This is a genomic window from Bremerella cremea, assembly GCF_039541315.1.
In the GTDB taxonomy this organism is placed as follows: Bacteria; Planctomycetota; Planctomycetia; order Pirellulales; family Pirellulaceae; genus Bremerella; species Bremerella cremea.
In genome coordinates this window covers 1,863,498-1,887,757 of sequence record NZ_BAABFZ010000003.1, presented here as the reverse complement: position 1 = coordinate 1,887,757, position 24,260 = coordinate 1,863,498, and the positions used below count along the sequence as shown (strand labels likewise).

At 55.0% G+C, this 24,260-nt stretch carries 18 protein-coding genes and 1 tRNA gene; 11 read left to right on the top strand and 8 right to left on the bottom strand.

Features of this window, described 5'->3' with window-relative positions:
• Nucleotides 1-13: 13 nt before the first annotated feature.
• From ABD890_RS09855 to ABD890_RS09840, 4 genes are all read right to left on the bottom strand, one after another.
• A complete protein-coding gene (locus tag ABD890_RS09855; protein ID WP_345088324.1) occupies nucleotides 14-1,246 on the bottom strand; it encodes a sulfatase-like hydrolase/transferase in 1,233 nt (410 codons plus the stop codon).
• An 85-nt stretch (nucleotides 1,247-1,331) separates the two neighbouring features.
• Nucleotides 1,332-2,123, bottom strand: a complete 792-nt coding sequence (locus ABD890_RS09850) for a WecB/TagA/CpsF family glycosyltransferase (protein WP_345088323.1) — start codon at nucleotides 2,121-2,123, stop codon at nucleotides 1,332-1,334.
• Nucleotides 2,124-2,130: 7 nt separating this feature from the next.
• On the bottom strand, nucleotides 2,131-3,531 hold the full coding sequence (locus ABD890_RS09845) for an O-antigen ligase family protein (RefSeq protein ID WP_345088322.1): 1,401 nt from the start codon (nucleotides 3,529-3,531) through the stop codon (nucleotides 2,131-2,133).
• 62 nt (nucleotides 3,532-3,593) lie between these two features.
• Nucleotides 3,594-5,063: a GumC family protein gene (locus ABD890_RS09840; RefSeq protein WP_345088321.1), complete on the bottom strand. Its 1,470-nt coding sequence runs from the start codon at nucleotides 5,061-5,063 to the stop codon at nucleotides 3,594-3,596.
• A gap of 480 nt (nucleotides 5,064-5,543) precedes the next feature.
• On the opposite strand from ABD890_RS09840, the gene ABD890_RS09835 reads away from it, so the two are divergent.
• The 7 genes from ABD890_RS09835 to ABD890_RS09805 all read left to right on the top strand — a co-directional run bounded on the left by ABD890_RS09835 (nucleotide 5,544) and on the right by ABD890_RS09805 (nucleotide 12,242).
• Complete coding sequence (locus tag ABD890_RS09835) at nucleotides 5,544-6,611, top strand: GNAT family N-acetyltransferase (RefSeq protein ID WP_345088320.1); 1,068 nt, start codon at nucleotides 5,544-5,546, stop codon at nucleotides 6,609-6,611.
• 10 nt (nucleotides 6,612-6,621) lie between these two features.
• Nucleotides 6,622-7,491, top strand: a complete 870-nt coding sequence (locus ABD890_RS09830; protein WP_345088319.1) for a polysaccharide deacetylase family protein — start codon at nucleotides 6,622-6,624, stop codon at nucleotides 7,489-7,491.
• Nucleotides 7,488-9,005, top strand: a complete 1,518-nt coding sequence (locus ABD890_RS09825) for a lipopolysaccharide biosynthesis protein (protein WP_345088318.1) — start codon at nucleotides 7,488-7,490, stop codon at nucleotides 9,003-9,005. Before ABD890_RS09830 ends, ABD890_RS09825 begins: the two co-directional genes overlap by 4 nt.
• Nucleotides 9,006-9,026: 21 nt before the next feature.
• The gene (locus tag ABD890_RS09820) at nucleotides 9,027-10,253 is read left to right on the top strand and encodes a glycosyltransferase (RefSeq protein WP_345088317.1); all 1,227 of its coding nucleotides are present in this window, start codon (nucleotides 9,027-9,029) and stop codon (nucleotides 10,251-10,253) included.
• Between the two features lie 124 nt (nucleotides 10,254-10,377).
• A complete protein-coding gene (locus ABD890_RS09815) occupies nucleotides 10,378-10,989 on the top strand; it encodes a lysophospholipid acyltransferase family protein (protein WP_345088316.1) in 612 nt (203 codons plus the stop codon).
• Between the two features lie 15 nt (nucleotides 10,990-11,004).
• Nucleotides 11,005-12,051, top strand: coding sequence for a phosphatidate cytidylyltransferase (locus ABD890_RS09810; RefSeq protein ID WP_345088315.1), 1,047 nt, complete (start codon nucleotides 11,005-11,007; stop codon nucleotides 12,049-12,051).
• Between the two features lie 108 nt (nucleotides 12,052-12,159).
• Nucleotides 12,160-12,242 (top strand) — tRNA-Ser (locus ABD890_RS09805).
• Between the two features lie 264 nt (nucleotides 12,243-12,506).
• On the opposite strand, the gene ABD890_RS09800 is transcribed toward ABD890_RS09805, so the two are convergent.
• From ABD890_RS09800 to ABD890_RS09785, 4 genes are all read right to left on the bottom strand, one after another.
• Nucleotides 12,507-13,397, bottom strand: a complete 891-nt coding sequence (locus tag ABD890_RS09800) for a tyrosine-type recombinase/integrase (RefSeq protein ID WP_345088313.1) — start codon at nucleotides 13,395-13,397, stop codon at nucleotides 12,507-12,509.
• 250 nt (nucleotides 13,398-13,647) lie between these two features.
• Nucleotides 13,648-13,905, bottom strand: coding sequence for a helix-turn-helix domain-containing protein (locus tag ABD890_RS09795; RefSeq protein WP_345088311.1), 258 nt, complete (start codon nucleotides 13,903-13,905; stop codon nucleotides 13,648-13,650).
• A 173-nt stretch (nucleotides 13,906-14,078) separates the two neighbouring features.
• Nucleotides 14,079-14,780 (bottom strand): hypothetical protein, encoded by a 702-nt coding sequence (locus ABD890_RS09790; protein WP_345088309.1) that lies wholly within the window; start codon nucleotides 14,778-14,780, stop codon nucleotides 14,079-14,081.
• A 130-nt stretch (nucleotides 14,781-14,910) separates the two neighbouring features.
• On the bottom strand, nucleotides 14,911-15,354 hold the full coding sequence (locus tag ABD890_RS09785; protein ID WP_345088308.1) for a hypothetical protein: 444 nt from the start codon (nucleotides 15,352-15,354) through the stop codon (nucleotides 14,911-14,913).
• Between the two features lie 716 nt (nucleotides 15,355-16,070).
• Between ABD890_RS09785 and ABD890_RS09780 the strand changes: the two genes are divergently transcribed.
• The 4 genes from ABD890_RS09780 (at nucleotide 16,071) to ABD890_RS09770 (ending at nucleotide 24,260) form a co-directional block, all read left to right on the top strand.
• On the top strand, nucleotides 16,071-19,784 hold the full coding sequence (locus ABD890_RS09780) for a DEAD/DEAH box helicase family protein (protein ID WP_345088307.1): 3,714 nt from the start codon (nucleotides 16,071-16,073) through the stop codon (nucleotides 19,782-19,784).
• 129 nt (nucleotides 19,785-19,913) lie between these two features.
• Complete coding sequence (locus ABD890_RS25510; protein ID WP_425548472.1) at nucleotides 19,914-20,471, top strand: very short patch repair endonuclease; 558 nt, start codon at nucleotides 19,914-19,916, stop codon at nucleotides 20,469-20,471.
• A gap of 18 nt (nucleotides 20,472-20,489) precedes the next feature.
• Nucleotides 20,490-22,016 carry a DNA cytosine methyltransferase gene (locus ABD890_RS09775; protein ID WP_345088306.1) on the top strand — a complete coding sequence of 509 codons (1,527 nt, stop codon included), beginning with the start codon at nucleotides 20,490-20,492 and terminating at the stop codon, nucleotides 22,014-22,016.
• A 681-nt stretch (nucleotides 22,017-22,697) separates the two neighbouring features.
• Nucleotides 22,698-24,260, top strand: coding sequence for an ATP-binding protein (locus ABD890_RS09770; protein WP_345088305.1), 1,563 nt, complete (start codon nucleotides 22,698-22,700; stop codon nucleotides 24,258-24,260).

Genomic DNA, 24,260 nt, shown 5'->3' with positions numbered 1-24,260 from the left:
CTTGGCTGGCCGACTAGACCTCGGTTAGCAGTTCTTCCGGGATCTCAGGCATCAGCTTGCCCTCGCGATAGGCCTGTTCGATGGCCAAGGCAGTCCGCAGACCTGTTTCGGCGATGTTCTTACAGCGGTCCGCGATGTTGCTCACTTCCCAGCGGTCGTCCGGTTTAACGAACAGCTCGGTCGCCATCTGATCGAGGTCTAATTGATCGAGCGGCGTCACGTCGTCAGGCAGATGATACCGCAGACTCCAGTGATTCGTACGGAAGCAGCGCTGGTCGCCCAGTCCTGATAGAACGAACTCGCGCGAATCGTTCAGGCGAACCTGCAGCAGGTTCAAACCATCTTGAGGAGCGACTTCCAGCCCGAACGATTCGACAATCGTTGGCAAGACATCGCCAAGCCGGGCGATGCCCTGACATCGCGTCAGGCCTTCCGCCGCGTCCGGTCGACGTACCAGCAAAGGTACGTGAAGCGTGTCGCTGTAAAGCCGTACCGGGCCATCTTCGACGCGGCCGATTTGTCCATGCAGTCCCAGCGGATAACCACCGGTCGAGGTCAACACGACCAGCGGTTGTTGGTCGGCGGGAAGCTCTTCGATGGTGGCCAGGATTTCTCCCAGCAGCATGTCGAGCACCGTGACCTGACCTGCATAGGCCTGCGTGATGCCAAGGACATGATCGGAATCGAACTCGCGGTTCTCGCGTTCGAAGGGGGGCTGCACGATCTCAGGCGGCGCCGGGTCTTCTTCGTCAGCCAGGTATTGGCGATAGTTGTATGGCGCATCCCAGGGCCCGAGCATTCCTTGCATATGAGCCCAGATCACTTCTTCGCGGGCCGGTTCTTCGAGCCAATCCAACAACACACTGGCGAAGCGAGCCAGCGTCGTTTCTTCGGCGCTGCCGGCCGCGACCTCGGCGACTTCCGGGAAGGTTTCGACCGAAGCCAAACGGGTCGTATCACGGAGCACCGCCAGGCGAGGATCGTCGGTCAGTAAGTGCACCGGAACATCGGCCTCGGCCAATGCTGTCATCAGGCCACTTTCATCCTGCGAGCCTAGCGGGTGGGTGCCACCGAACAGATGTGGATACAGCACCAGCGGGTCAGGGCATTCCGAGATGCACTGCTCGAACAGCACCGACTGGCAGGCCCACTGATCGAGCGCTGGCGTATCGAGCCACGAGTTTCCATAGCAGCCGAGAAATCCGGCTCCCCAACCATCGACGACTAAGACCAGTGCACGACGCACAAGCGACCTTCCCAAAAGAAATGGGTACCCCCAGGGTACCCTTAAATTGATCGGTGTTCCTTGCCGCAACTATAGAGGTGCGGGGCTATTTGGAAAAGTCGGGGCGGCGAATCCCTGGCCGCATCCACTCTTGCCACAGCAGTCGCGGGAACACCACGGCATCTTTGGCATACCGTTTGGCGAGTCGTTTCGGATCGGTGCCGATGCGATAGGCCCACTCCAACCCGGTACGCTGCATCCACTTCGGGGCACGGCTCTTCTCGCCCGCGAGGAAGTCGATCGTTGCTCCGGCACACAGGGCAACCTTGGCGGTCACTTGGTGCTTATGTTTATCGATCCAGATTTCTTGCTTCGGTGCGCCCAAGCCAATCACCAGAAGCTGGGCCTCGGAATCGGCGATCCGTTCCAGGATCTGTTGGTTCTCTTCGGCGTCGTTCTCGAATCCCAGCGGTGGGCTGTAGGTTCCCACGATCTGCACGTTGGGGTATTGGCGATGAATGTTGACCGCCGCACGCTGAGCCACGCCAGGGGCGGCACCCAGCAGAAAGGTCTTCAACGGACCGGCTCCGGTCGCCGCCTTGAACAAAGCCGGCACCAGGTCGCTTCCGGTTACGCGTTCCGGCAGCGGCTTGCCAAAGATTCGCGAAGCAAAGACCACCGGCCAACCGTCGGCCAGGACCATCGATGCATCGCGATAGGCATCGCGCAGACCGGCACTGGTTTGCAGCAGCACGGTGTGATCGACGTTGGGGGTCACCACAAATTTGGTAGCCTCGCCCCGTTCCCCTTCGATCCAGGTCATCAACTGACTGACAGCCTGAGGCATGCGGATGGCATCGATATCGATACCGAACATGGAAATGCGTTCGTTGCTCATCGGACGATTAACCTCGCGCGGCAGCTTGTGCCGGCCAAGGGGTGGTAGGGGCTGGGGTATGGGAACGAGGAACGAGTCCAAAGTCGTAAACCAGGGCGGCGTTCATACCGGCAACCAGGAATATCAACAGATGTTCAAACGGCATGAAGGTGATCTCGTGACCCACCATCTGACAGAAGGCAATCAGCACGGTGCCAACCCCCAGGGTTCCGACCGCTTTGGCCCACGGAGGGGACTCGCTGCGGGCCAGACGCCAACCATTGCGTAGCCACATGCCATACATGCAGATAAACGGAATGAAGCCGAGCAGGCCGAGATCGGTCAGCACGCTTAAGAACGTGTTGTGATGGTCGTAGTCGCGAATCGATTCCAAAATCAGATCGACATTTCGATCGGCCAGGTAAGGCAACTTCGCTTTGCGGAACTGGCTGAAGCCATGTCCCAGGATCGGCCGGTCGAGGAACATTTCCCACGAAACATACGTGAAGCTGGCTCGCATACTGACCGAACGTCGCGTGTCTTCGACGGTGCCTTCTCGCTTCAGACCCATGATGGCATCCGACTTGGCAGCCACCGCCAACAGGCCACACGCCACCATGCCAGTCAGCAAAACCGTTCGGGCTTTGCCTTGCATCGTCAGGAAGATCCCAGCCATCAAGCTGACGCCAGCACCCGCCCAGACGGTTCTAGTCTTGGTGAAGAAGATCGCCGCGAGAAACAGCGGAATCAAGCACAACACAAAGCCTTTGGTCTTGGCCGAAGCACGCGACCACAGCAAACAGGTCGTCAGCAAACAGCCGCACAAATAGACGCCATAGCTGACCGATTGCACCATCGGACCGCGAGCACGTCCAAAGTGCAGGCCAATCTTGGGATCGGCGATGTAGCGTGGAAAGACGAAGCCATACAGCCCGAGCCCTTCCATAATGCCGATCACCGCCAGGTAGACGCCGAAGGCAGTCATCGCCATCAGAAACCAGTCGACCTGGCGTTCGTCGTATTTCAAATTTCTCGCCACGATATAAACCGACAGCGGAATCAAATAGCCGTTGATCAAGTGCTGCACCGGTGGCACCTGGTCTGGGGCGAGATTGCGGATGTCGTGGCTGAACGTATTGAAGATCAGCACTCCGAAGAAGATGGCAATGATCGTGTCGAGAGCCATCCAGGGACGCAGCTCGATTTTTCCAAGCTTCCACTGCACGGCGAAGGCAACGCCCAGACCCACGATTGCCAGACGGTCGATCGAAAGATTGATGCCGCCAAACTTGAATTCAAAGAAGTAGACGCCGAATGCCGACGTCGCCACCAGCAGCCCGACCGAAGCTAACAGCAAGTTGCCTCGGATCGCCAGAATGGTTCCCCATACCAGGCCTACGAGAGCAAAGATGATCAGGATCGGGGTCATGGTGGCGGTTCAGATTTCAGTTCGCAGGTTTTACGTTGTCGCTGAAGCCTGAAAACCGAAGCTCAGTTGGTCGATGGCGTCCGGTTCGCGAGGTGAAATAAGGCCTCCTTCAAAGATAGGCCATGCCCAGCGTGGGGAGCCTCGGACGATGGACTACTGGAACCATTCGTCTGGCTGTTTGCCGATGGTAGTGGTTGTGACGGATGCAACGGCATGGGCGAAGTGGTCAGTACAAGAACACCGATCCCGAAAAACAGCCCGCCCAGCATACCTGCCCCGGCAATCAGCTTTCGCGAAGGGCCGACCGGGTAATCGCTTACCTCGGGTGTGCTGACCTTGGTGATCAAACTGGTTGTGGTCGCCGCCGAAACGGAACTGCGGGCATCGGCCAGATCGGTCCGAATCCTCGTCAGCTTGTCGTTCTTCTCGCGGACTTCGCTCACCAGGTTGTTGTAGCTCGCTCGGAGTGACGCCAGCTTCGTCATTCGCAGGCTGACATCGTCGAGCATCGTTTCCAATTGAGCGATGCGGCTGGCGTTGACCGTTTGTTCCGCTTTCAGCCCGCTGATGGCCAGGCCGATCTCTTGATGCAGGTGGGCGCGGATTTCTTCTTCGGCATGGCGAGCGGCGATCACGCCAGGGTGGTCATTGGTGCGAATCCCTTGCAGTTGAGCCGAACGCAATTGGGCGTCGATCAGTCCCTCTTTCAAGCGGCGAAGGGCGGGCTGCGAATCGAGTAACTGGTTCGGCGTGGCGATCAATTCGCTCGTGTTTTGCTGGGCAGTTGCCAAGATCTGAAGTAGTTGGTTGGCACTTTGTTGGTTGGCCATCGCGGCACGTAGCTCGTTTTTAATTTCGACCATTTGCTCGCGAAGGTTGCCATTGCCGGAGCCGACTTCGTTCAAAATCCGTAGTTCGGCCAGGTCGGTCCCGACGTTCGATTCCATCTCGGAAAGATGGCTCGTTACGCTCGATAAGGCATTGCCTGCTTGTTGCTCGCGGTAGTTCAATTCATCGACCAGGCTTTGGGCTCGGTTGTTTCGCATTTCACCCAACTTCAGATCGAGCTCGGCGCAGATCAGTTGATTGAAGTGCCGGGCCCGCTCGGGCGTGTCGGCTTCGACGCTGATGTACAACATCTCGGTCGTGCCGAATTCGGTCCCGCTGGGGGAATGCACGCTAATCGATTTGCGAGCCGAGGCAATGTCCTCTTTGGATGGCCAGGTGGAAGTGGTCCAGCGATTGGCTGGCGGACCCAACTGGATGAGGGCTGCCTCGATCACTTCCCGCGAACGGGTCAACTGCAGGACCGTTTCCTGGGCGTGTTTCATATCTTCGATGCGATTGAATTCGCCGGGGCGGCCAAGGCTGCTGACTGCTTCGTCACGCAGCACAATCGCTTGGGTGGCATCCCACGAATTCGGTTTGATAGCGGCGTAGAACAAGGCACCTGCCGCGACGATCACCATCGGTATGATCCAGCGGAGTCGATAGTGGAGAAGGGCATAAAGAATGTCGGCCGGGTTCCACATAAGAAGTGCCTCAGTCGATAGGCAAGCGAGAAGCAAGAAACAAAAAAAGGTGCGGGAAGCAAGCCAAGGGCATACGACCCTGGGCGTTGCTTCCCACAACCCCGATTCGCTGGATCTAATGGGCAAAGAGGATGCCAAACTTCCGGCATAACCCTCCAAATGCGTCTGGAAGTCTTCGTGCTGAAAGCACTTAAACACGATTCGTGCACCCCAGGATGCTGGTGTCTTCGTGATGCAAAAAGAGGATGCGATGTAGCGAAAAAGCATCATGTGATGCGTTGCTGAAACGAATCGTGGACCTTGGTTCGGGATCCCTCTCAATCCGCGAAGACTTCGTTTGCATTTATCTAGCAGTGGGGAATGTTTGAGAGTCTATGGGCCGCCATGGTATCGGTTTGCGCGGTGGAAACCTTGGCCCCAAACGCGTTATCGTCCCCTCACAAAATCATGCATGTCGAACGGTTTACGAATGCTCAATCGGTGGCCTCCTGGCGTTCCGCCTGGAATGGTATGGCCGGAGGTGTTCCCTTTCGAACCTTCGAGTGGTTGATGTCGTGGTGGCGACGTTATGCGGACGATTGCCCTCTGTATCTCTTAGGAGTGTTCGACGGCGATCGCCTGGTGGGGATGGCCCCGTTCTATCGTTCGGCCGGCAAGACTGGGGGACGTACGCTTCGCTTTCTGGGCGATGGCGAAGTCTGTTCCGATTACCTCGATCTGCTCGCCGCCCCGGGTTATGAAAACCGAATCATTTCGCCCTTGGTCGATTGGTTGCTGGAAGCACTGACGACGAGCGACTCGTGGGATGCGATGGAACTGGATGGCATCGAGTCAGGCACGCCGCTGGTCGAAGAGCTAACGCGGCAACTTGCCGGCGCCCAAGCCATGGTGCATCGACGACCTGCTCAGAACTGCTGGCGACTCGAGCTTCCGGAAAGCTGGTACGAGTTCGAGATGCTGCAGTCGAAGTCGCATCGCAAGCAGATTCGTCGTTTGATCAAACGAGTCTTCGACACCGATCGTTGTCAGTTGCATGTTTGCAACAGCATCACGCAGATCGACGAAGCGATGCCGATTTTGATCGACCTGCACACGCGCCGCCGCAAGGCACTCGATCAGTCAGGCTGCTTCGCGTGCGATCGTTTTCGACGCTTCTTGTACGAAGCGGCCAACGAAATGATCCCCAGCGGCAACTGCGAGATCTTATGGCTGGAACTGGACGGAGCACCCATCGCGGCGGAGATTCACTTTCCGACCGAAACGATCTGCTACGCCTATCAGGCCGGCATCGACCCGACACGAATCAAAGAAGAGCCAGGCAGCTTGATGCAAATTGCCGTCATTCGTCGCGCGATCGAACAAGGCAAGACCGCGGTCGATTTCCTGCGGGGCGATGAACCTTACAAAGCCCATTGGCGAGCCGAGCCTCGCGTTTGTGAGACGATCCGAGTAGTCCCCAACACTACGTTCGGCCTGATCCGCCATGGGATCTGGTCGACGCAGGTTCAGGTGAAAAGCTGGTTTAAAGCTTCGTTGGGGAAAGATTGAGGAGGGAGAGATGGATCGAATCAAAAGTGCATTGATCGATGGCTACTGTGCCGCGACGTGGCCCTGGCGAGCTCGTTTTCGCAAGGTGCGTGCCCGCGTGGCAATGGCGCCGGTGATGGTGTTGTTTTATCATCGCGTGGCGGATACCAACTTGAATCCGTGGACGATCACCAACGACGACTTCCGTCGGCACTTGGATTGGTTGCAGGCCCACCTCGAAGTGGTCTCGCTGGAAGAAGCTCAGCGGCGGATTGCCTCGCGCTATAACACCAAGCCTTGCGTCGCGATCACTTTCGACGATGGCTATAGCGAGAACTGCGACTTCGCGATTGGGGAACTCATTCGCCGCGAGATGCCGGCGACTTACTTCGTGACGCTCGAGAACGTTCTGACCGGTCGACCGTTTCCACATGATGCTGACCTGGGAATCAACGCTCCACCGAACACCCTGCAGCAAATCTGCGAGATGGCTCGAAGCCCTTGGATCGAAATCGGCGGACACACGCGAACACATCCTGATGTCGGCAAGATGCGCGATCTGTTGCTGCTGAAAGATGAAGTGATCTTTGCGACCGAAGGTCTGGAGCAACTGATCGACAAGCCGATTCGTTACTTCGCGTTTCCGTTCGGGCAACACTCTAACTTGAATGATACGGCGATCAACTTGCTGCGCGAGAAGGGGATCCAAGGATTCTGCTCGGCCTACGGTGGCTATAACTTCCCTGGCGACGATCCATATCACATCCAGCGAATTCATGGTGATCCAGACATGGCTCGCCTACGCAACTGGTTGACGATCGATCCCCGCAAGGTGAATGGCGTGCCGCGGTATCAGCCTCGGTACACCAAGCCGGTAAGTCCCCTGGGAGGCAGCGAATGAGTTCCGCCTCGTCGGTCGATAATGCGGCACCGCTGCCAGAGACCGATTCGTTTCGGACAACCTCGTTGGCGGAAAGCATGCTGCTGTTGGCAATGCTGACCGTGTTCCAACGCGGCATTGGTTTCGTGCGCGGGGTGCTCTTTTGCCGTTGGCTGCCGGCGGAACAACTTGGTCTGTGGGACCTGGTGTTTGGTTTTCTGATGCTGGCCGGCCCGCTGGTCGTGTTGGGCATCCCAGGTTCGTTCGGCCGCTATGTCGAGCATTATCGACAGAAGGGCCAGCTTCGCACGTTTCTCTATCGAACAACCGTCGCGACGGTTGTTCTGTCGGCCGTGGGCTGCAGTGCGTTGTGGCTGTTCCACGAACAAGCGGCGGTAGTGCTGTTTAAGGATCGCAGTCTCGCCTCGATCATTCCGGTGGTGGCGTTAACGCTGACGGCCGTGATCGGCTTCAACTATTTCGTCGAACTGTTCATCGCCATGCGGCAGATGCGAATGGTTTCGGCTTTGCAGTTTGTGAACAGTGTACTGTTCGCCGTCGTTGGGCTTGGGCTTCTGCTGTGGTACGAAGCCAGCGCCGAGAGCGTCATCATTTCGTATGGCGTGGCCTGCAGTGTGACGGTGGCAATGGGCGTCTGGGTGCTCATCCGTGATTGGCGTACGCTGCCGTTGGGAACCGAAGTGCCGGCGCAGAACGAGTTCTGGCGAAAGCTGCTTCCGTTTGCCGCCTGGCTGTGGGCGATCAACTTGTTGTCGAACTTGTTCGAAGTGGTCGACCGCTACATGATCGTTCATTTCAGCGGCCTCTCGCCGGAGCAAAGTATCACCCTGGTGGGCGACTATCACAGTAGCCGCGTCGTGCCTTGGTTGATGGTGGCGGTCGCCAACTTGTTTGGTGGAATCTTGCTGCCTCACCTGTCGGCCGATTGGGAAAGTGGCAACCGCGACAAGGTCGGGCGGCAGATCAATCTGCTGCTGAAGATGGCCTCGATGGTGATGATGGCCGGAGCAATCGTCATCGGCATGACCGCGCCGTTCCTGTTTGAATATGTCTTCGAGGGCAAGTACAGCGGTGGTTTGCAGGTGCTGCCTTGGACGCTGACTTATTGCGTCTGGTACAGCCTCAGTGGCTGCGCGATGCTCTATTTCTGCTGTGCCGAGAAGACCCATGCCGGGGCGATTGTCTTTGGGATTGGCCTGGCAGCGAACGTTGCCTTGAACGCACTGCTGCTGCCGACGTGGGGACTCACCGGAGCGGTGGTTGCCACGGCATTAGCCAACGCGATTGCGATTACGCTGGCCCTGAGTCTCTCGAAACGACATGGCATGCAAGTTCAGCTTGCCACCTTACTGCTTGCCGCCGCACCGCTGCTGTTGGGGTTGGGCTGGATGCCAGCGATCGCCCTGTGGATTGTGCTCGCCTGGCAAGCGACGACAGCCAACTGGCTGTTTGATGAAGACGAAAAACAACAACTACTCGAAGGCATTGGCGTGCTCACCAAGAGATTTCGCTGAGCACCTCCAAGGGAAAAGACGATGGGACGACGAACAATCAAACCACTGGAAAGCCGTGGCCCGCTGCGTGTCATGTTCCTGGTAACCAGCATGCCGGTCGGGGGTGCGGAAACCTTGCTGGTGAACCTGATTCGTCGCATGGACCGTTCCCGCTTCGCTCCGGAACTGTGCTGCATGAAAGAGCTCGGCCCGCTAGGTGTGGTCATGGAGCAGGAAGTGCCCACGTTCCACAAGATGCTCAGCAGCAAGTACGACCTGCGAGTCGTCTCGCGACTGAGCGAACTGTTTCGCGTTCGCGAGATCGATGCCGTGGTGACGGTCGGTGCGGGCGACAAGATGTTCTGGGGACGTCTTTGTGCGTGGCTGGCTGGCGTTCCGGTGATTGCCTCGGCGATTCACTCGACCGGTTGGCCCGATTCGATCAACTTGCTCAATCGTCGCCTCACCTCGATCACCGATCGGTTCATCGGCGTGGCGGCTCCGCATGGCAAGCACCTGGTGGAAGTCGAAGGCTTTCCGACCGAAAAGGTGACGGTCATCCCGAACGGGATCGACACCGACCGATTCGTGGTCGATCCGGAAGTTCGTCGACGTGTGCGCGACGAGTGGCGTGTCCGTGACGACACCGCTGTGAGTGGTATCGTCGCCGCTTTGCGACCGGAGAAAGACCATGCGTTGTTTCTGAACGCCGCCGCTCGTGTGGTGAAGCGTTGCCCTCGTTCGCACTTCGTGATCGTTGGCGATGGCCCGGAGCGACCTGCGATCGAAGCCCTGCGTGACGAGCTTGGTTTGCAAGATCACGTGACGATGATGGGCAGCCGGAGCGATGTGCCGGACCTGCTTTGTGGAATGGATACCTTCGTGCTGACCTCGAAGAATGAAGCGAGCCCGGTCTCGATTCTGGAAGCGATGTCTTGCCAATTGCCGATCGTAGCCCCCCGGGTGGGGAGCATTCCGGATGCCGTCGACGATGGCATCAATGGCTTGCTGGTCGAGGCCAGCAGTCTCGACGAGACGGCCGACGCGATGATCGCCCTGAGTCAGGGTGCCAATTTGCGAGCCGAAATGGGAGCCGCCGCGCGCGAGAAAGTGCTGCGTTATGGCTCGCTCGACGCGATGGTGGGGGGCTATCAGGACCTGGTCACAACCGTCTATCGGCAAAAGGCTTTGAAGGCGGCGAGCACCGTGCGACAGCCCGTTTCAAGCGGTGTGCTGCTGGGGAATCCGTCTGACGTGAAGGCATCGTAACCTTCTGTCAGCACACGGGTTTCGTTGTTCCAACGGCTAGGCGTCCTGGCGGCGGTGCGTTACCATAAAGCAGATCGAATCAGGTCTGCGAAATTGGTTTGCTGTCCCAGGGGTCAGTCGCAAGGTGAAGTTCAATCTGACGGGTCCGTTCTTGGCCGGCTTGGCGAAAGTTGTCGCCGGCAGCAGCGTGCGCTGGGTGGATAGCCATCCCGACACGTGTCAGCGGATTTACTTTGCGAACCACACCAGCCATATCGACGCCGTGATCATCTGGGCTTCGCTTCCCAAGCATTGTCGAGAACTGACCATGCCGGTGGCGGCGAAAGACTATTGGGATCGCGGCTGGTTTCGACGTTACCTGGCTCGTTCGCTCAATGCGATGCTGATCGACCGCGAGAATATCAAAGTTCATCGCAGCCCTGTGGAATCGATGCTGAAAGAAATCGGCGACAAGTATTCGGCGATTATCTTCCCTGAGGGAAGTCGAAACGACGGAACGACGCTCCGCGAATTCAAAAGTGGGCTTTTTTACCTGGCGAAGAAGCGACCCGACCTGGAATTGATTCCGGTCTACGTCGACAATATGACTCGCATCTTGCCGAAAGGGGAATACTTGCCGGTCCCCTTGTTGAGCCGGGTGATCTTCGGACCGCCAATCTGGCTAGAGAACGGCGAACCCAAAGCGGACTTTCTAGCTCGTGCCCGAGAATCGGTTTCTCGGCTGCGAGACGTTTGACGCTGAAGCGACACCATGGACTTGCTGCATCAATCCTTTAGCACGAACCTCTTAGCACCGTTGTTGGCCCAACAAACGGCATTTCTGCTGGATGGTGCCACCGGGATCTTGCTGGGGGTCGTGATCAGTTGTTTGTTGATTGCCACCGGGGCAGGGCAGATCCTCCGGCGTCAGCCTGACTCGAGCGTGAACCCAGCCATTGTCCAGGCCTTCATTCGCCGCGTGCGAGCCTGGTGGCTGATGACGGCGATCCTGGCGGTCACCTTTATGATTCCTTCGCCGGTGGCGACGGTGATCTTGTTCTTCTTGATCTCGTTCTGGGCGCTTCGCGAGTTCATCACGTTGACGCCGACCCGCCTGGGCGACCATCGCACGCTGTTTTGGGTCTTCTTCGTGCTGACCCCTGCCCAGTATGTGCTGGTGGCGATGGGGGAGTCGCAGTACGAACTGTTCAGCATCTTGATCCCGGTTTACGGCTTCCTGTTTGTTGCCGCACGAATCGCCGTGGCAGGGGACTACAAGCGGTTCTTAGAGCGTATCGCCAAGATCCAGGCCGGGCTCTACATCTGCGTTTACTCGTTAAGCTACGCCCCAGCTTTGCTGTATCTGACCGACTGGACCGACCCAGAGTACTCGCATCGCAGCACGGCCGGTCTGTTGTTTTACTTCCTGCTGATCGCTCAGCTCAGCGACCTGCTGCACTTCGTCTGTAGCCGACTGCTGGGGAAGAACGTGATTGCCCCGAACATCAACGCCAGCCGAACCTGGGAAGGCTTCTTTGCCGGAACCGGCGTAACGGCGGTCGTGGGGGCGATGCTCAGCCTGACCGGGGCCACGCCGTTCAATCCTTGGCAAAGTGCCGTGATGGCGATCATTATCTCGGTCATGGGAGCCGCCGGCGGAATGGCCATGAGTGCCATCAAGCGAGACCGTGGCGTCCAGGACTATGGAACCCTGGTCGAGGGGCACGCAGGCGTGCTGGACCGAATCGACGCCATCTGCTTCGCCGCCCCAGTCTTCTTCCACCTGACGCGGTACTACTTCACAACGGCCGGCAGCTAGCGTGAACCTTGGGCGAAGATTGCCCCTCTTAAAAAATCATGCCACTTTCGTGGCGGACCACCGGTTGATCAGATTCCAAGAGTCGATAAACTGGAGAGTTCCAAACCGGGAGGATACGCGAACTGGCTAGCAGCTTGACTCGAAATCAAGTGCCGGGTAACCGGTTGAGGGTTCGAATCCCTTGTCCTCCGCTGGCGATACGCCAAAGCTCGCAACCTCTTGTACACCAAGGAGTTGCGAGCTTTCTTTTTTGGCTTGGTCTGCAATTGTCCCTGTTTTGTCCCTGGTCAAAACCCTCGATTCGGCGGGGTTAAAGATGATGGCAAACGCCATCAAAAGGGCGAATAAGTGAGTGAACATTGCGTACTCCTAAAGGGGTGGGTAATGAATGAAATTGCCCGCGGCCGACATGTTCACCGGCCACGGGCATTAGTCCGTGTATGACATAGTGCGGCCTACGAGGCCGCGTTCGTCTTTTCTGGGAATTCGAGTTCGAGCATCGGCCGCTGGCTGTCGTCGTTGGTCACGTGAACGTAATGGTCTGAAGCAGTCCGCTGCTTCGGGGCATGTCCCTGCCAGGCATCGACGTATTCCCGAGGGATTCGCTGACCGAGGCAGTACGTCTTAAAGAAGTGCCGGAGAGAATGAAGCGTGAACCCACCATCTTTCTTACCGGCCGGGATCTTCAACTTCTTCAGCACGACCTTGAAATCATCGTTCAGATCATCTGGATCGATGTGGTTGTCGCCTTTGGGATATTTGTCGCTGGCCTGAGCAGTGAAGTACCAACCTTTCTTCTTAGGCTTTAAATGCTCAAGTAGCTCCCGCAGACGTGGGTGAATCGGTACAGTCCAGTCCTTACCGGTCTTCGTTTCCAGTCCTGGCCGCGATCGGATATGGATCACGTTGTTCTCGAGGTCCACATCTTCGACTCGCAAGTTTCGACATTCGCCGGATCGCATACCGGTGAACGCGAGTAGGCTGAAGATGGTTTGCCGCGATGGCGTCGAGTTCTCGAGTATCTGGTTGACCTGTTCCAGAGTAAGAACGGTCTTCTGTTTGACGTGGGGTACTTGGTACCGCTCATTTGCTAGCACGTCGGTCTCTGAATACCCGCGTGCGTAGCACCAGTGACAAAAGTCCTTCAGTAATCGAGACTCCTGCCACAACGAATGCCCACTAATCTTCGGCTTGCGGGCATTCCGGTAGCGGTCGACAAGGGGAAGAGTGATCTTCGATACGATCTTCACGTTCGCTTCCGCAGCAAAGTCACGAAAGCGAATGAGGATGGCCTTGTAGCGTGAGATCGTCCCCGGGCGGTTTCCCTCCGTTTCACGATAGGCCATGAACTGATCGACCGCGTCTGCGATAGAAATATCGGACTCCTCCTTTCGTTCAGGCTTATCGAGCGTGAAAGTACCGTCGATAAGCTGCGCTGCCAGTAGGATAGCCTTAGCTCTGGCAACCTTCAGATTTCGGGTTTTAGTAGTCCGGCGTCGGTGTCCCTGGTAGTGAAAGTCCATGCGCCAAATACCGGACTCCCCCTGCACCAAGCAGACGCGTTCGACAACCTTGATACGAACTTGGTTAGGTTTTCTAGGTGGCATCCCAGGTAGGCCCGTTGAAGAAGGAATCGATGAGGCGATCTCGCCAGTAGCGGTCTTCGCCACGTTGCTGCCGATACGTGCCCTCAAGCAATCCGGCGTTCTTCCAAGCGTTTACCGTCTTTGGTTTCACGCGAAGCATCTCGGCAGCTTCCTTGGTCGTGAGGATGGGGGAGTACTTGGAGAACTCTCCCTCGACAAACGCACTCGCTATCTCGCCTTTGGTAAGACGTTTCTTGTTAATGGTCATGTGTTTTCCCTTTCTGATTTGCCGCTAGTTCGCGACGATTACAAAAAAAGAAGGCGGCCGCTCATTAGGAGCGGCCGCCTTCTGGTCGAATTCAAATAGGCCGGCACCTTGAATGTGCCGGCATGATCCTAGATGTTTGGCGCGGACAGGCTAAGGTGTCCGCGTTGTTCTACTCACTTTTCAGCCTCCTTTAGCTTTTTTCGATAGCGTCGGACTTGGCGGAGGTTACTGTCCGCTTTCTTTTGATCACCTTCGTACAAATCAATTGCAAATGCTCTGACGGACATGCCCATTTCCTCGGCAACACCGTTTTCTAGCAGCATGTGGAGTCGAATGATCTCGCCATTTTCAGGCGGTTTTACGAACGTTTTTTTTCTCCCGTCCGCGCATGTGTCCGCTTGAAGTTCCATCTTGTCCATGACTTGACCTCGGAACTCGATCAAAAAATTGATGTACTTCTGAAGTATCGCAGCCATAGACTCTAGGGCATCAGCAACGGCATGTGGCTTCGATACCCCGTTCTCAACCGCAATACAAAGCTCATTACGTACGACTGGTAAGCGCCGAATAATTTTGGAATGCTTAGCCATGTCCAAATACGGCCATAACAGCTTAAGAGGCGGAATACTCTCCGCCCAAAGACGATTTCCCACCTTCATCACTTCTTCCAACCGAGCATCACGTTCTCGCAACGTTCTTTCGGCGTCCTTAGAGAGCAGGCGTATCGTCTCAGCAAGATATAGTTGATGGCGATGGACAATACTGAGGCGGCTGATGATCTCTCGAGCATCACTTAGCAATTGTTCATGGATTTTTGGACTCTTGGGCAGCATCGGTGGCTTTTCGATGCTCGATTGACTTATGTGGTCGACCATGGAATCCCCCAGCTCAACACGTCTTCAGTAAAAGTCGATTCAGAAGAGATGCCAACCTGGAATATCCAGCTGCCGGTTGTCAATAGGAATCTCGATCACAGACCATCTGTGATTTTGCGAGAATTCCGACCTACTCAGTTCGACCGATCTCGGCCAAATAGAGGTGCCAGAAGCGATCGACTAGCGTTTCCAAATGCGGATACAGAATTGCCTTTTCGCCTGGCGAGAGTTCGTCAAACGGAACAAAGTGGGACGCGGCATGTGGAACTATGCCACCATTCTCCTTCCGAAGTTGGAGGAGTTCCTCCATATCCCAAAACGTTGCACCGAGACCACCTGGCAGAAGTAGCCCCGCCTGCAAGATTTGACTCGAGTCTTGCGGACCGGTGTTTCCGCCATATGGTCGTTGGATCACGACATCACCCAGTAATGCCAAATTTGGCATTACACCGAGCCAGGCAACACGATCGATCAACTGGTTAATCTCAGGGATTCTGGCCTCTGCTTGCTCCAACCGTTGTCGAATCGACAGGTTGAACGCCTGGAGTCGTCGACGATCCTCATGAAAGCTCATTTAGTTCTCCTATGTGGCATTGGAAATACGAGTTAAAGAAGCGGCCTAGTGGGCCTCTCCGTTACGGCTGGTCGATCCCTCGCATTCTGAATCTTCTTGTTTAAATTCAATGAGTTGGGCACGTGCGATAAGCCGACTAACAAGCTCAATCAACTGATCGATAGCTTGTTCGTTTTCAAAATCTCGCGTTTGCATCAACATGCCCTTCGTGATCGTTTCTGGCTTCGGAGATTACGATTTTGTCGCCTCCGAGGTTTTCCACCGTCTCGCGACCGGCGTCGGCCGGCATGCGTTACATGTGTGAGCCGATGTAGGCTCTTTCCGTGAAGTCGAAACATTACGTTTCCTTTCTGAAAATAGGTAGCAAGAAACAAAAAAAAGGCGGCCCAACGTGGGCCGCCGCAGAATGCAGAATGGCTGGAGTCTCCTCCGAGGAGAAATGACTCACCTGCTAGACAAGACTATATAAAAGACGCTAGGTACCTAATTGGTGATTTAACGAGTACTCCTGCAATCCTTGAAACAAAAGGATTAATATAGCGAATGAAAACGCAGTACTTGTAAGAAAGTGGTGTGGAACTTATCTCTAGTCCTGTTCAATCGATGCTCTGATCCATCGTGATCGTAGCACTTGCATCCAAACCACCGGCATCCGATCATGGGACAACTGCAAATTAGCCTCGCTGAATTATCCCCTAAGCCTTCCGGTTCACATCATGGCGTCATCGCCGTTTCTTTCTATTCCTCCTGCGGATTGGATTGCCTCTAACAAGGTCGCATTTGCTGTATTTGACAGATTTCCTGTCAGCCCAGGGCATACCTTGGTAATTACGCGACGATTAGTTCCGACATGGTTCGATGCGTCTGCAGTGGAGCAGGCTGGATTGATGAAGTTAGTCAATGTAGTCAGGGCTAAATTAGATGAGGTGCTTGATCCGACGCCCGATGGTTACAACGTTGGATTTAATGCTGGCGATGCGGCAGGTCAGACTGTACCGCATGTGCATATCCATGTGATTCCGAGGTACCTGGGAGATATGCCGGATCCCCGAGGTGGCGTTCGACATGTGATTCCCGAGATGGGAAATTATTTGGCGGAGCCTTCGATCGAGCGTGATTCTACGGTTCGACCGTCGAGTCTACGACTTAGTTCTGGGCATCCTCACTCACCACTTTGGGACCACCTTTCATGGAGGATTGCTGGAGCCAAAATTGTCGATGTATTAGCGTCCTTCGTTCAGCTTTCAGGGCTTGATGTGATCGAAGAGAGGCTTTTTGACGCACTTCGCAACGAGGCCCGGGTACGAATATTGGTAAGCGATTACCTTTATGTCTCCGATGCCCAGGCTTTGCGAAGGCTCTTGGGATGGTGCGATTTAGCGGCCGAGGAGTTTCAAACAGAACGACTATTCGTCAAGTTAGTCGAGATTGCAAAGCTTCCCACCAAACCGGCTTCATTCCATCCCAAGGCTTGGCGAATCGCGGATGACCACCGCGGGTTTCTCTCGGTTGGCAGTAGTAACTTGTCTGGGCCGGCTTTGCAGACAGGCATTGAGTGGAATTTACTATCGAAGCAGGAACAAGATCCACAAGCGCATGCCCAGAGTATCAGTGAGTTTGAATCATTTTGGAAACTCGCTTCACCCTTGACTCCACAAATTGTCGAGCGCTACGCAGAACTTGCCGCCAAGTACCGGACAGATCATTTTGTCCCGGAATCAGGCGATGTCCGTGAAGTTAACCTAACACCTCGTCCTTGGCAGAAAGAGGCTCTGGCCGCTCTCGATCGTTTGCGAACTGCCGGATACCAGCGGGCGCTCATCGCGGTAGCAACCGGCATGGGGAAGACTTGGCTCGCAGCATTTGACGCCCGGCAGGTTGGCACGGCTCTAAATCGCCGTCCCCGGGTTTTGGTGATTGCTCATCGTGCACACATTCTCGCCCAAGCAGAGGCGGCCATTTCACGAGTTCTCGACGCTGCGTTTTCCGACGGTATAACGGCCTGGTACATCGGCAGTAGAAGCGACTTGGCCGGCGATCTGGTGATTGCCTCGGTGCAGAAGTTATCTCGTCCTGAGGGGCTGGAGCGGATCGCCCAGGAAGAGTTTGACTATGTGATCGTCGATGAAGTCCATCATGCCCATGCTCCAAGCTATCGGCGCGTCCTGGCACAGATCAGCTCTGGCTTTTTCCTAGGACTGACGGCGACGCCTGAGCGGACGGACGGCTTTGATGTGGCTGCAATTTTCGATGACAATTTGGCCTATCATGCGACCATTGGCGATGGCATTGCTGAAGAGTCGCTCGTGCCGTTTCACTACATCGAGATAAAGGATACGGTTGACTTCGAGCAGATCCCGTGGCGAAACGGTCGGTTCGATCTGGAAGAGTTGGAGGCACGGGTCGAAAAGAGCGAGAGAATGGATCGGCTCTGGCAGGCCTTGCAGACGCACCATGGCGAAAGGACATTAGTCTTCTGCTGTTCGCGGCGGCATGCCTTGTTTGCTAGAAACTGGTTGCGATCAGCGGGCATGACATCAGCAGCCGTCTTTTCCGGCGGTGGCGGCGATAGCTACGGCGACTCGCTCGAAGGATTGCGGACGGGCAAACTACAGACGCTGTGCGTGGTCGATATGTTTAACGAGGGGCTTGATATCCCAGCCGTTGATCGGGTCGTCATGCTGCGACCAACGGAATCCAAAGTCATTTTCCTTCAGCAGCTAGGCCGCGGGCTTCGAGCAAGCGAGGGGAAGTCTCGTTTGCTCGTGATCGATTTCGTTGGAAATCACCGCATCTTTGCCCATCGGATCATTCATCTGTTGTCGCTGCATAGATCACAAGAAGGCTGGCAGGCACTGAAGAAATGGCTCGAAGGTGATCCTCCTAGTTTGCCAGAAGGATGCTTGCTAGATGTAGAACTAGATGCCCGGGATATGCTAAAGGAGTTTCTGCCCACTGGAAGAACAGCCGGGATCGAAGGTTACCGTGGTATCCGAGACGAACTTGGGAAGCGGCCGACGATGCTGGAAGTTTTCGTTCGTGGCTTTCTCCCACGTGCGATTTCGGCCGGAGCTGAGAGCTGGTTTTCTTTTGCCGACTCCGAAGGCGACCTAGACGCAGATGAACAATCTGTAGCAGCGCAGTTTAATGATTGGCTACAGGTGTTGGAGACGACCAACCTAAACAAGTCGTACAAAATGGTAGTCTTGCGAGTACTGCTCGATCAGGGCAAGTTGTTTGGCGAAGTTGACCTGCAGGCGTTCGCCGCGAGTTGCCGACGATACCTTCAGAATCACCAAATTCTCCGCCGTGATATCGAAGGGGACGGGCACGCGATCGATCATGATGAAGCGAACGACGCCGCCTGGGCGGCATGGTGGATTCAGTGGCCGATTGGCCGCTGGCTTGCTGCTCAAAATGGACAAATTTGGTTTTACCGAGATGGTGATCGTTTCGGACTCGCTCTTGATATTCCCGAACGATTGAGGCCTACCCTTGAAGCGATGACTGAGGAGATCGTCGATTGGCGGCTTGCGGCGTATGCGAAGAGTAGAGGACTGGTCGAACCTGAGTTGGGCGAAGTCACCTTTGTCGCCAAGGTCTCCCACGCAAATGGTCGCCCGATTCTTTTTGTACCCGATAAGGCGAAGGTACCTGGTCGGCCTTTTGGAGTGACGCCAGTAAGGCTACCTAATGGCGAACTTTGGGAATTCAGATTTGTGAAGGTTGCTTGCAACGTGGCGAAACCAATGGGAGAGTCCGCTAACCAACTAGGGAAGCTGCTTCAAAATTGGTTCGGTCCAAATGCAGGCCTGCCTGGGACAGGATTCTCGGTTGAATTCACCACCGTAAATGGTGAGTGGCATGCCAGGCCGGAAGGTATACCGGACGATCCTCCTGTCGCCACGACGGAGGTTCCAGACGAGAGTGAAGTCGTGGAAATCCTTGATTCTATTGCAGCCGAGAACGAGTACACGACCCATGTCCCGGTATACGACCTTGTAGTCGCTGCAGGCGGCTGGGGCGACTCAGGCAGTCCTACTACGGCGATCGGCTGGATTCCTGCCGCTGAGTATCGACTACGAAAAGGGATGTTCGCCGCCCAGGTCACCGGCCACTCGATGGAGCCCGTTATTCCGTCTGGTTCGTGGTGCCTTTTCCAGCCATGTCCCCAGGGCACTCGCGAGGGTCGACTGCTGCTCGTGCAGGTCAATAGGCATCTCGATCCCGAAGACGGCGGGCGCTACACGGTCAAACGCTATCACTCCACCAAGCGAGTTGACGAAGATGGATGGACTCACCAAACGATTGAGCTTCAACCTTTGAACCCAGACCCTGTCTACTGTCCGATCCCGATTACGGAAGATGATGCGGATGAGATTCGCGTGGTGGATGAGTTTGTGGGTGTGATAGGAGGCCGTGAGGGCTAAACGGCGCCGGAAAGTCTTTTTTATGAAATATCGGCTCGCTGCTCAAATTGGCAAAATTACGAAAACTACCGATTTACCGAATGTATACAACTGAAACGCCAAAAACGGTAACACCGGCTGACCCTTGCGATGCGCGGACGTTCCATTACACTCCAATCCCATAGACGCCGATTTGAGTGCATCGAACCAGGAGTGCTAGGCATGCCCGACATCATGTCGGTCGAAAAGCGTAGTAAACTAATGTCACGCATCAAGGGTAAAAATACCACCCCCGAGCGTTACATCGCCTGCCTGTTAACGGCTGGTGGCTTGCAATTCGAGCAGCACTGTCGTGATCTGGCTGGAACACCTGATTTCGTGTTTCGACGGGCCTCTACGGTAGTATTTGTGGACGGAGACTTTTGGCACGGGTGGCGATTTCCCATATGGAAGCATCGACTCTCCGATACTTGGCGGCAGAAGATTGAAAGAAACCGTCAGCGTGACACCTCGAATAGACGCAAGCTTCGGCGAAGGGGGTGGAAGGTCATTCGCTTATGGGAGCACCAAGTTGAGGCGGATGCGGTTGACTGTATCGCCCGAATTGTGGATCGGGCGGGAGTCTTGCGAGCGAACTGGAAGGCGGTACACGATGCGAATGAGACACTTCCACCGCTGAAGCGAAGAAACCGGCTTCCGAAGCCGTAGAGTAGACGGGCAAGACAAATGAAAGCAAAAAAGTCGGTTGCTGCCAAAATCAGCCGTTTCGCGTCAGGGCAGGCCTTGCGTGTCCTCGACCTTTTCTCAGGATGTGGTGGGCTTTCACTGGGGTTTCAGAGGGCAGGGTTCGACATTATTGCGGCGTTAGAAAATGATCCCCATGCCGTTCAGTCACATGCGAACAATTTTCATGATGGAATTACCTCGACCTCTCCTCATGCCGTACCGACCGATATTACTGAGGTGGAACCGGCGGAACTGCTTAGGGCACTCCAGATTCCAGGCCATGCGAGGAGTTCCATTGACGTCATAGTTGGTGGGCCTCCATGCCAAGCCTTTGCAAGGGTCGGGCGAGCGAAACTTCGTGAGATTGATGAACATCCTGAAGCGTTTCTGAGAGATCCACGAAGTAATCTTTACCTCCGATATCTACAATTCGTTCGCGAGCTGCAGCCACTAGCAATTCTCATGGAGAATGTTCCGGACGTAATGAACTTCGGTGGTCATAACGTGGCTAACGAGGTCTCAGAGGTTCTGGATGAGATTGGCTATTCCTGTAGTTACACGCTGCTGAACGCCGCATTCTACGGGGTTCCGCAGATGCGTGAGAGGATGTTCCTTATCGCGTACCGCAAGGAACTCGGTGCATCAGTCGAGTTTCCAGAACCAACGCATTGGGTTCAGCTGCCGCGTGGCTACGACGGAACTCGCAATGTTGCGATGAGAGTTCTCGTTGAAAATGGTTACCGAACTGGACAACGTCTCCTGCCGATTGATGATGAATCGGAGAACTATTTCCAGGAGCCGCCATCGGCGCATCCTGGGCTTCAGCCGGCGGTCACTGTCAGGGATGCCATACAGGATCTTGAGCCGATTTTGGCAAGAGAGCTGCATCGGATGGGGGAACTCCGACGGGGCGTGCGCCGTTTCGACGAGTTCAGTCCCTATTGCAATGATGTGGAACCGTCCGAGTTTGCACTTGATATGAGAAGTTGGCCAGGTTTCGAGAATGAAGGGGGGGTTTTTGATCATGTGATACGGAGCCTCCCGCGTGATTACCAAATCTTTGCCCGTATGCGACCAGGGGACCAATACCCAGAAGCCCATGAGTTGGCAAAGCAGATTTGTGAGGAAACTCGGAAAAAGAAGCGCATCCGTATTGATTCGCCCGAGCATGAAGAGTTGAAAAGCTCAATCATACCGCCTTACGATCCTAGTAAGTTCCCAAACAAATGGAGAAAGCTCGAGTCCGATCTACCTTCAAGAACACTGTTGGCTCATCTCGGTAAAGATACATATTCTCATATCCACTACGACGACTCGCAGGCTCGAACTATTTCCGTACGGGAGGCTGCACGACTTCAGTCGTTCCCAGATGGATTTCGATTCTTGGGAACTATGAATCCGGCGTTTAGGCAAATTGGAAATGCCGTTCCTCCATTGATGGCTTATGCACTTGCGAAACGGATGAATGCAACACTTAGGGCATCGATCAGAGAAAGTGACTACGGAAAGGGAATCCGATGCGGATAGTCGACCAATTAGAGGCATTCAAAAAGCGACTTGAGCTTTGGGAAGAACTTCAAGAGGGGTTTCGTGAGCGTTTGGCGACGGGAGCATCCAATACACCCTTTCCCGTTAAGGGAGGGTTCCGAATTGGGATTTGGAATATTGAAAACACGGACTTTCTAGGGCTTCTTAAGCAGAGAAAGTCTCTAGTTGTCGTCTGCCCCATCACATTGCCTCCGGGTGATTTCACTATCTGCAATGCTTTTGTGTTTAAGGGGGATGTCATAGAAGCTATAGGCCGGCGTCGGGATGAGATCCGTGTTGAGTTGGATAAAAGACCTAACAATGTCGCCTTCTTTCTCCACAGATCTGGCCTCTTGCTAAGTCCTTTGACAGACATAACTGATCTGAGCGTAGTAGATACTGGAACACCAGAGATCGGATCCCCGATACCCGTGTCTGCTGCTTGCTATGCCGACGTTCTCAGGTCGGGCCCCATTGATTCACCAGGCAATGATTACATTTCCTTTCTTTCCGACCTTCTATGGCCGGTTCCATTTATACGGCTCGACGAAGAAGGCAATCTGATGCAAAGAGAGACCACCAGCACCGGTGGTTGATTTGCCCTCCAAGAGACTGGCTCTCTTAGGATGCTGCCGCTAGAATGGGGGCTTTAACGTCCCTCACGAGCCGCTCGCCCTTACGATGAATTCCTCGCCTCGAAGCCCATCTCACCACGATTCTGATTTCGATCTTGTTGAGCCATGTGCGTCTGCGCTAGTAGAGTCGATGCGCGCATTCGGTTATACGTTGGAAACTGCTCTTGCAGATTTAATTGACAACAGCATTTCGGCAGGAGCTAAGAAAGTATGGCTTCATTTCCATTGGAGTGGCCGGAACTCCCGAATTACGTTGACCGATGATGGTAACGGCATGGATGAGGCTGAGCTCGTTTGCGCGATGCGACCGGGAAGCCGTCACCCCTTGGAGCAGCGTGATCCAAAGGATCTAGGAAGATTTGGTTTAGGGCTCAAGTCGGCCTCCTTTTCTCAATGTCGCCGCTTGACTGTCGGTTCCCGAAGGTCTGGAGATCCTATCGCAGTGCGGAGATGGGACTTGGACTACCTCGCCGAAGTTTCCAGCTCGGGATCCGACTCGGGCTGGCGTCTGCTCCGCTCAGCTGCTCCCGGCTCTGAAGCGTTTCTTGCGCCACTAGAAGAACGTGAGAATGGCACTATGGTTCTATGGGAGCAATTGGATCGGATCGTAGGGGATTCCGAAGTTTCTGATACTTCCGCTCAGGAGCGTTTTTATCAGATCGCAAATTCTGTCGTAACACATTTGGCAATGGTGTTCCATCGTTTTCTCGAAGGAAGCAGGCCTCGATTGTCAATCTATGTCAATGGTGCTGATGAAGAACATCGGATCACCCCGTGGGATCCATTTATGAGCTCACATTCTGCCACATTATGGCAGCCTCAGGAAACAATCACACTCGGAAGCCAGAAGGTGGTCGTGCAGGGGTTTGTGCTTCCGCATAAGGATAAGCTGCAAGAAGAAGAACATCAGTTCGCCGCAGGACCCAGAGGCTGGAACTCTCAGCAGGGTTTTTATGTTTACCGAAACGAAAGAATGCTAGTGGCCGGTAGTTGGCTGGGTCTAGGGAAGCCTCGTCCTTGGACAAAGGATGAGCACTACAAACTTAGTCGAATTTCAATTGATATCCCTAACAGTGTGGATGGGGAATGGCAAATTGATGTTAAGAAGTCAACCGCTCGTCCACCTGCTCGAGTGCGAAAACGATTGAGGCAACTCGCGGAACTAGTCCGGGACAAGGCCAGGCAGGTGTTTGCGCATCGGGGAGTTTACTCGAGTCGTCGCCAATCTACAGAAGTCGAGCATGTGTGGAAGCCCGGTGTTCGTGACGGACGGACGATTTACCGGATTGATCGGGGAAGTGCAGCCGTCCGCCAGCTAATGCAAGCAGGGCAGCAAGTTTCAAAAGAGCTTGAGAGCTTGTTAAAGCTTTTGGAAGAGACCGTTCCAGTCCAGCAGATTTGGCTTGACGTTGCGGAACGCCCGGACACGCATGCCCGCCCATTTGAGCGTGCTGAAGATAAAATTGTAATTGAGGTAATGACCAGCGTTTATCGAGCTCTAAGGAGTGTCGAGCGACTTACGCACGACCAAGCGTGCAAACGGTTAGGTAATATGGCTCCGTTTCGAGAGCATATGCATCTTCTGTCATCAATAGTTTGCGAGGAATAG

Excerpts from the sequence above, each read along its gene's own strand:
- ABD890_RS09850 (WP_345088323.1), bottom strand. The coding sequence starts at position 2,123 with ATGAGCAACGAACGCATTTCCATGTTCGGTATCGATATCGATGCCATC.
- ABD890_RS09845 (WP_345088322.1), bottom strand. The coding sequence starts at position 3,531 with ATGACCCCGATCCTGATCATCTTTGCTCTCGTAGGCCTGGTATGGGGA.
- ABD890_RS09840 (WP_345088321.1), bottom strand. The coding sequence starts at position 5,063 with ATGTGGAACCCGGCCGACATTCTTTATGCCCTTCTCCACTATCGACTC.
- ABD890_RS09830 (WP_345088319.1), top strand. The coding sequence starts at position 6,622 with ATGGATCGAATCAAAAGTGCATTGATCGATGGCTACTGTGCCGCGACG.
- ABD890_RS09825 (WP_345088318.1), top strand. The coding sequence starts at position 7,488 with ATGAGTTCCGCCTCGTCGGTCGATAATGCGGCACCGCTGCCAGAGACC.
- ABD890_RS09820 (WP_345088317.1), top strand. The coding sequence starts at position 9,027 with ATGGGACGACGAACAATCAAACCACTGGAAAGCCGTGGCCCGCTGCGT.
- ABD890_RS09810 (WP_345088315.1), top strand. The coding sequence starts at position 11,005 with ATGGACTTGCTGCATCAATCCTTTAGCACGAACCTCTTAGCACCGTTG.
- ABD890_RS09800 (WP_345088313.1), bottom strand. The coding sequence starts at position 13,397 with ATGGCCTATCGTGAAACGGAGGGAAACCGCCCGGGGACGATCTCACGC.
- ABD890_RS09795 (WP_345088311.1), bottom strand. The coding sequence starts at position 13,905 with ATGACCATTAACAAGAAACGTCTTACCAAAGGCGAGATAGCGAGTGCG.
- ABD890_RS09790 (WP_345088309.1), bottom strand. The coding sequence starts at position 14,780 with ATGGTCGACCACATAAGTCAATCGAGCATCGAAAAGCCACCGATGCTG.
- ABD890_RS09785 (WP_345088308.1), bottom strand. The coding sequence starts at position 15,354 with ATGAGCTTTCATGAGGATCGTCGACGACTCCAGGCGTTCAACCTGTCG.
- ABD890_RS09780 (WP_345088307.1), top strand. The coding sequence starts at position 16,071 with ATGGCGTCATCGCCGTTTCTTTCTATTCCTCCTGCGGATTGGATTGCC.
- ABD890_RS25510 (WP_425548472.1), top strand. The coding sequence starts at position 19,914 with ATGCGCGGACGTTCCATTACACTCCAATCCCATAGACGCCGATTTGAG.
- ABD890_RS09775 (WP_345088306.1), top strand. The coding sequence starts at position 20,490 with ATGAAAGCAAAAAAGTCGGTTGCTGCCAAAATCAGCCGTTTCGCGTCA.
- ABD890_RS09770 (WP_345088305.1), top strand. The coding sequence starts at position 22,698 with ATGAATTCCTCGCCTCGAAGCCCATCTCACCACGATTCTGATTTCGAT.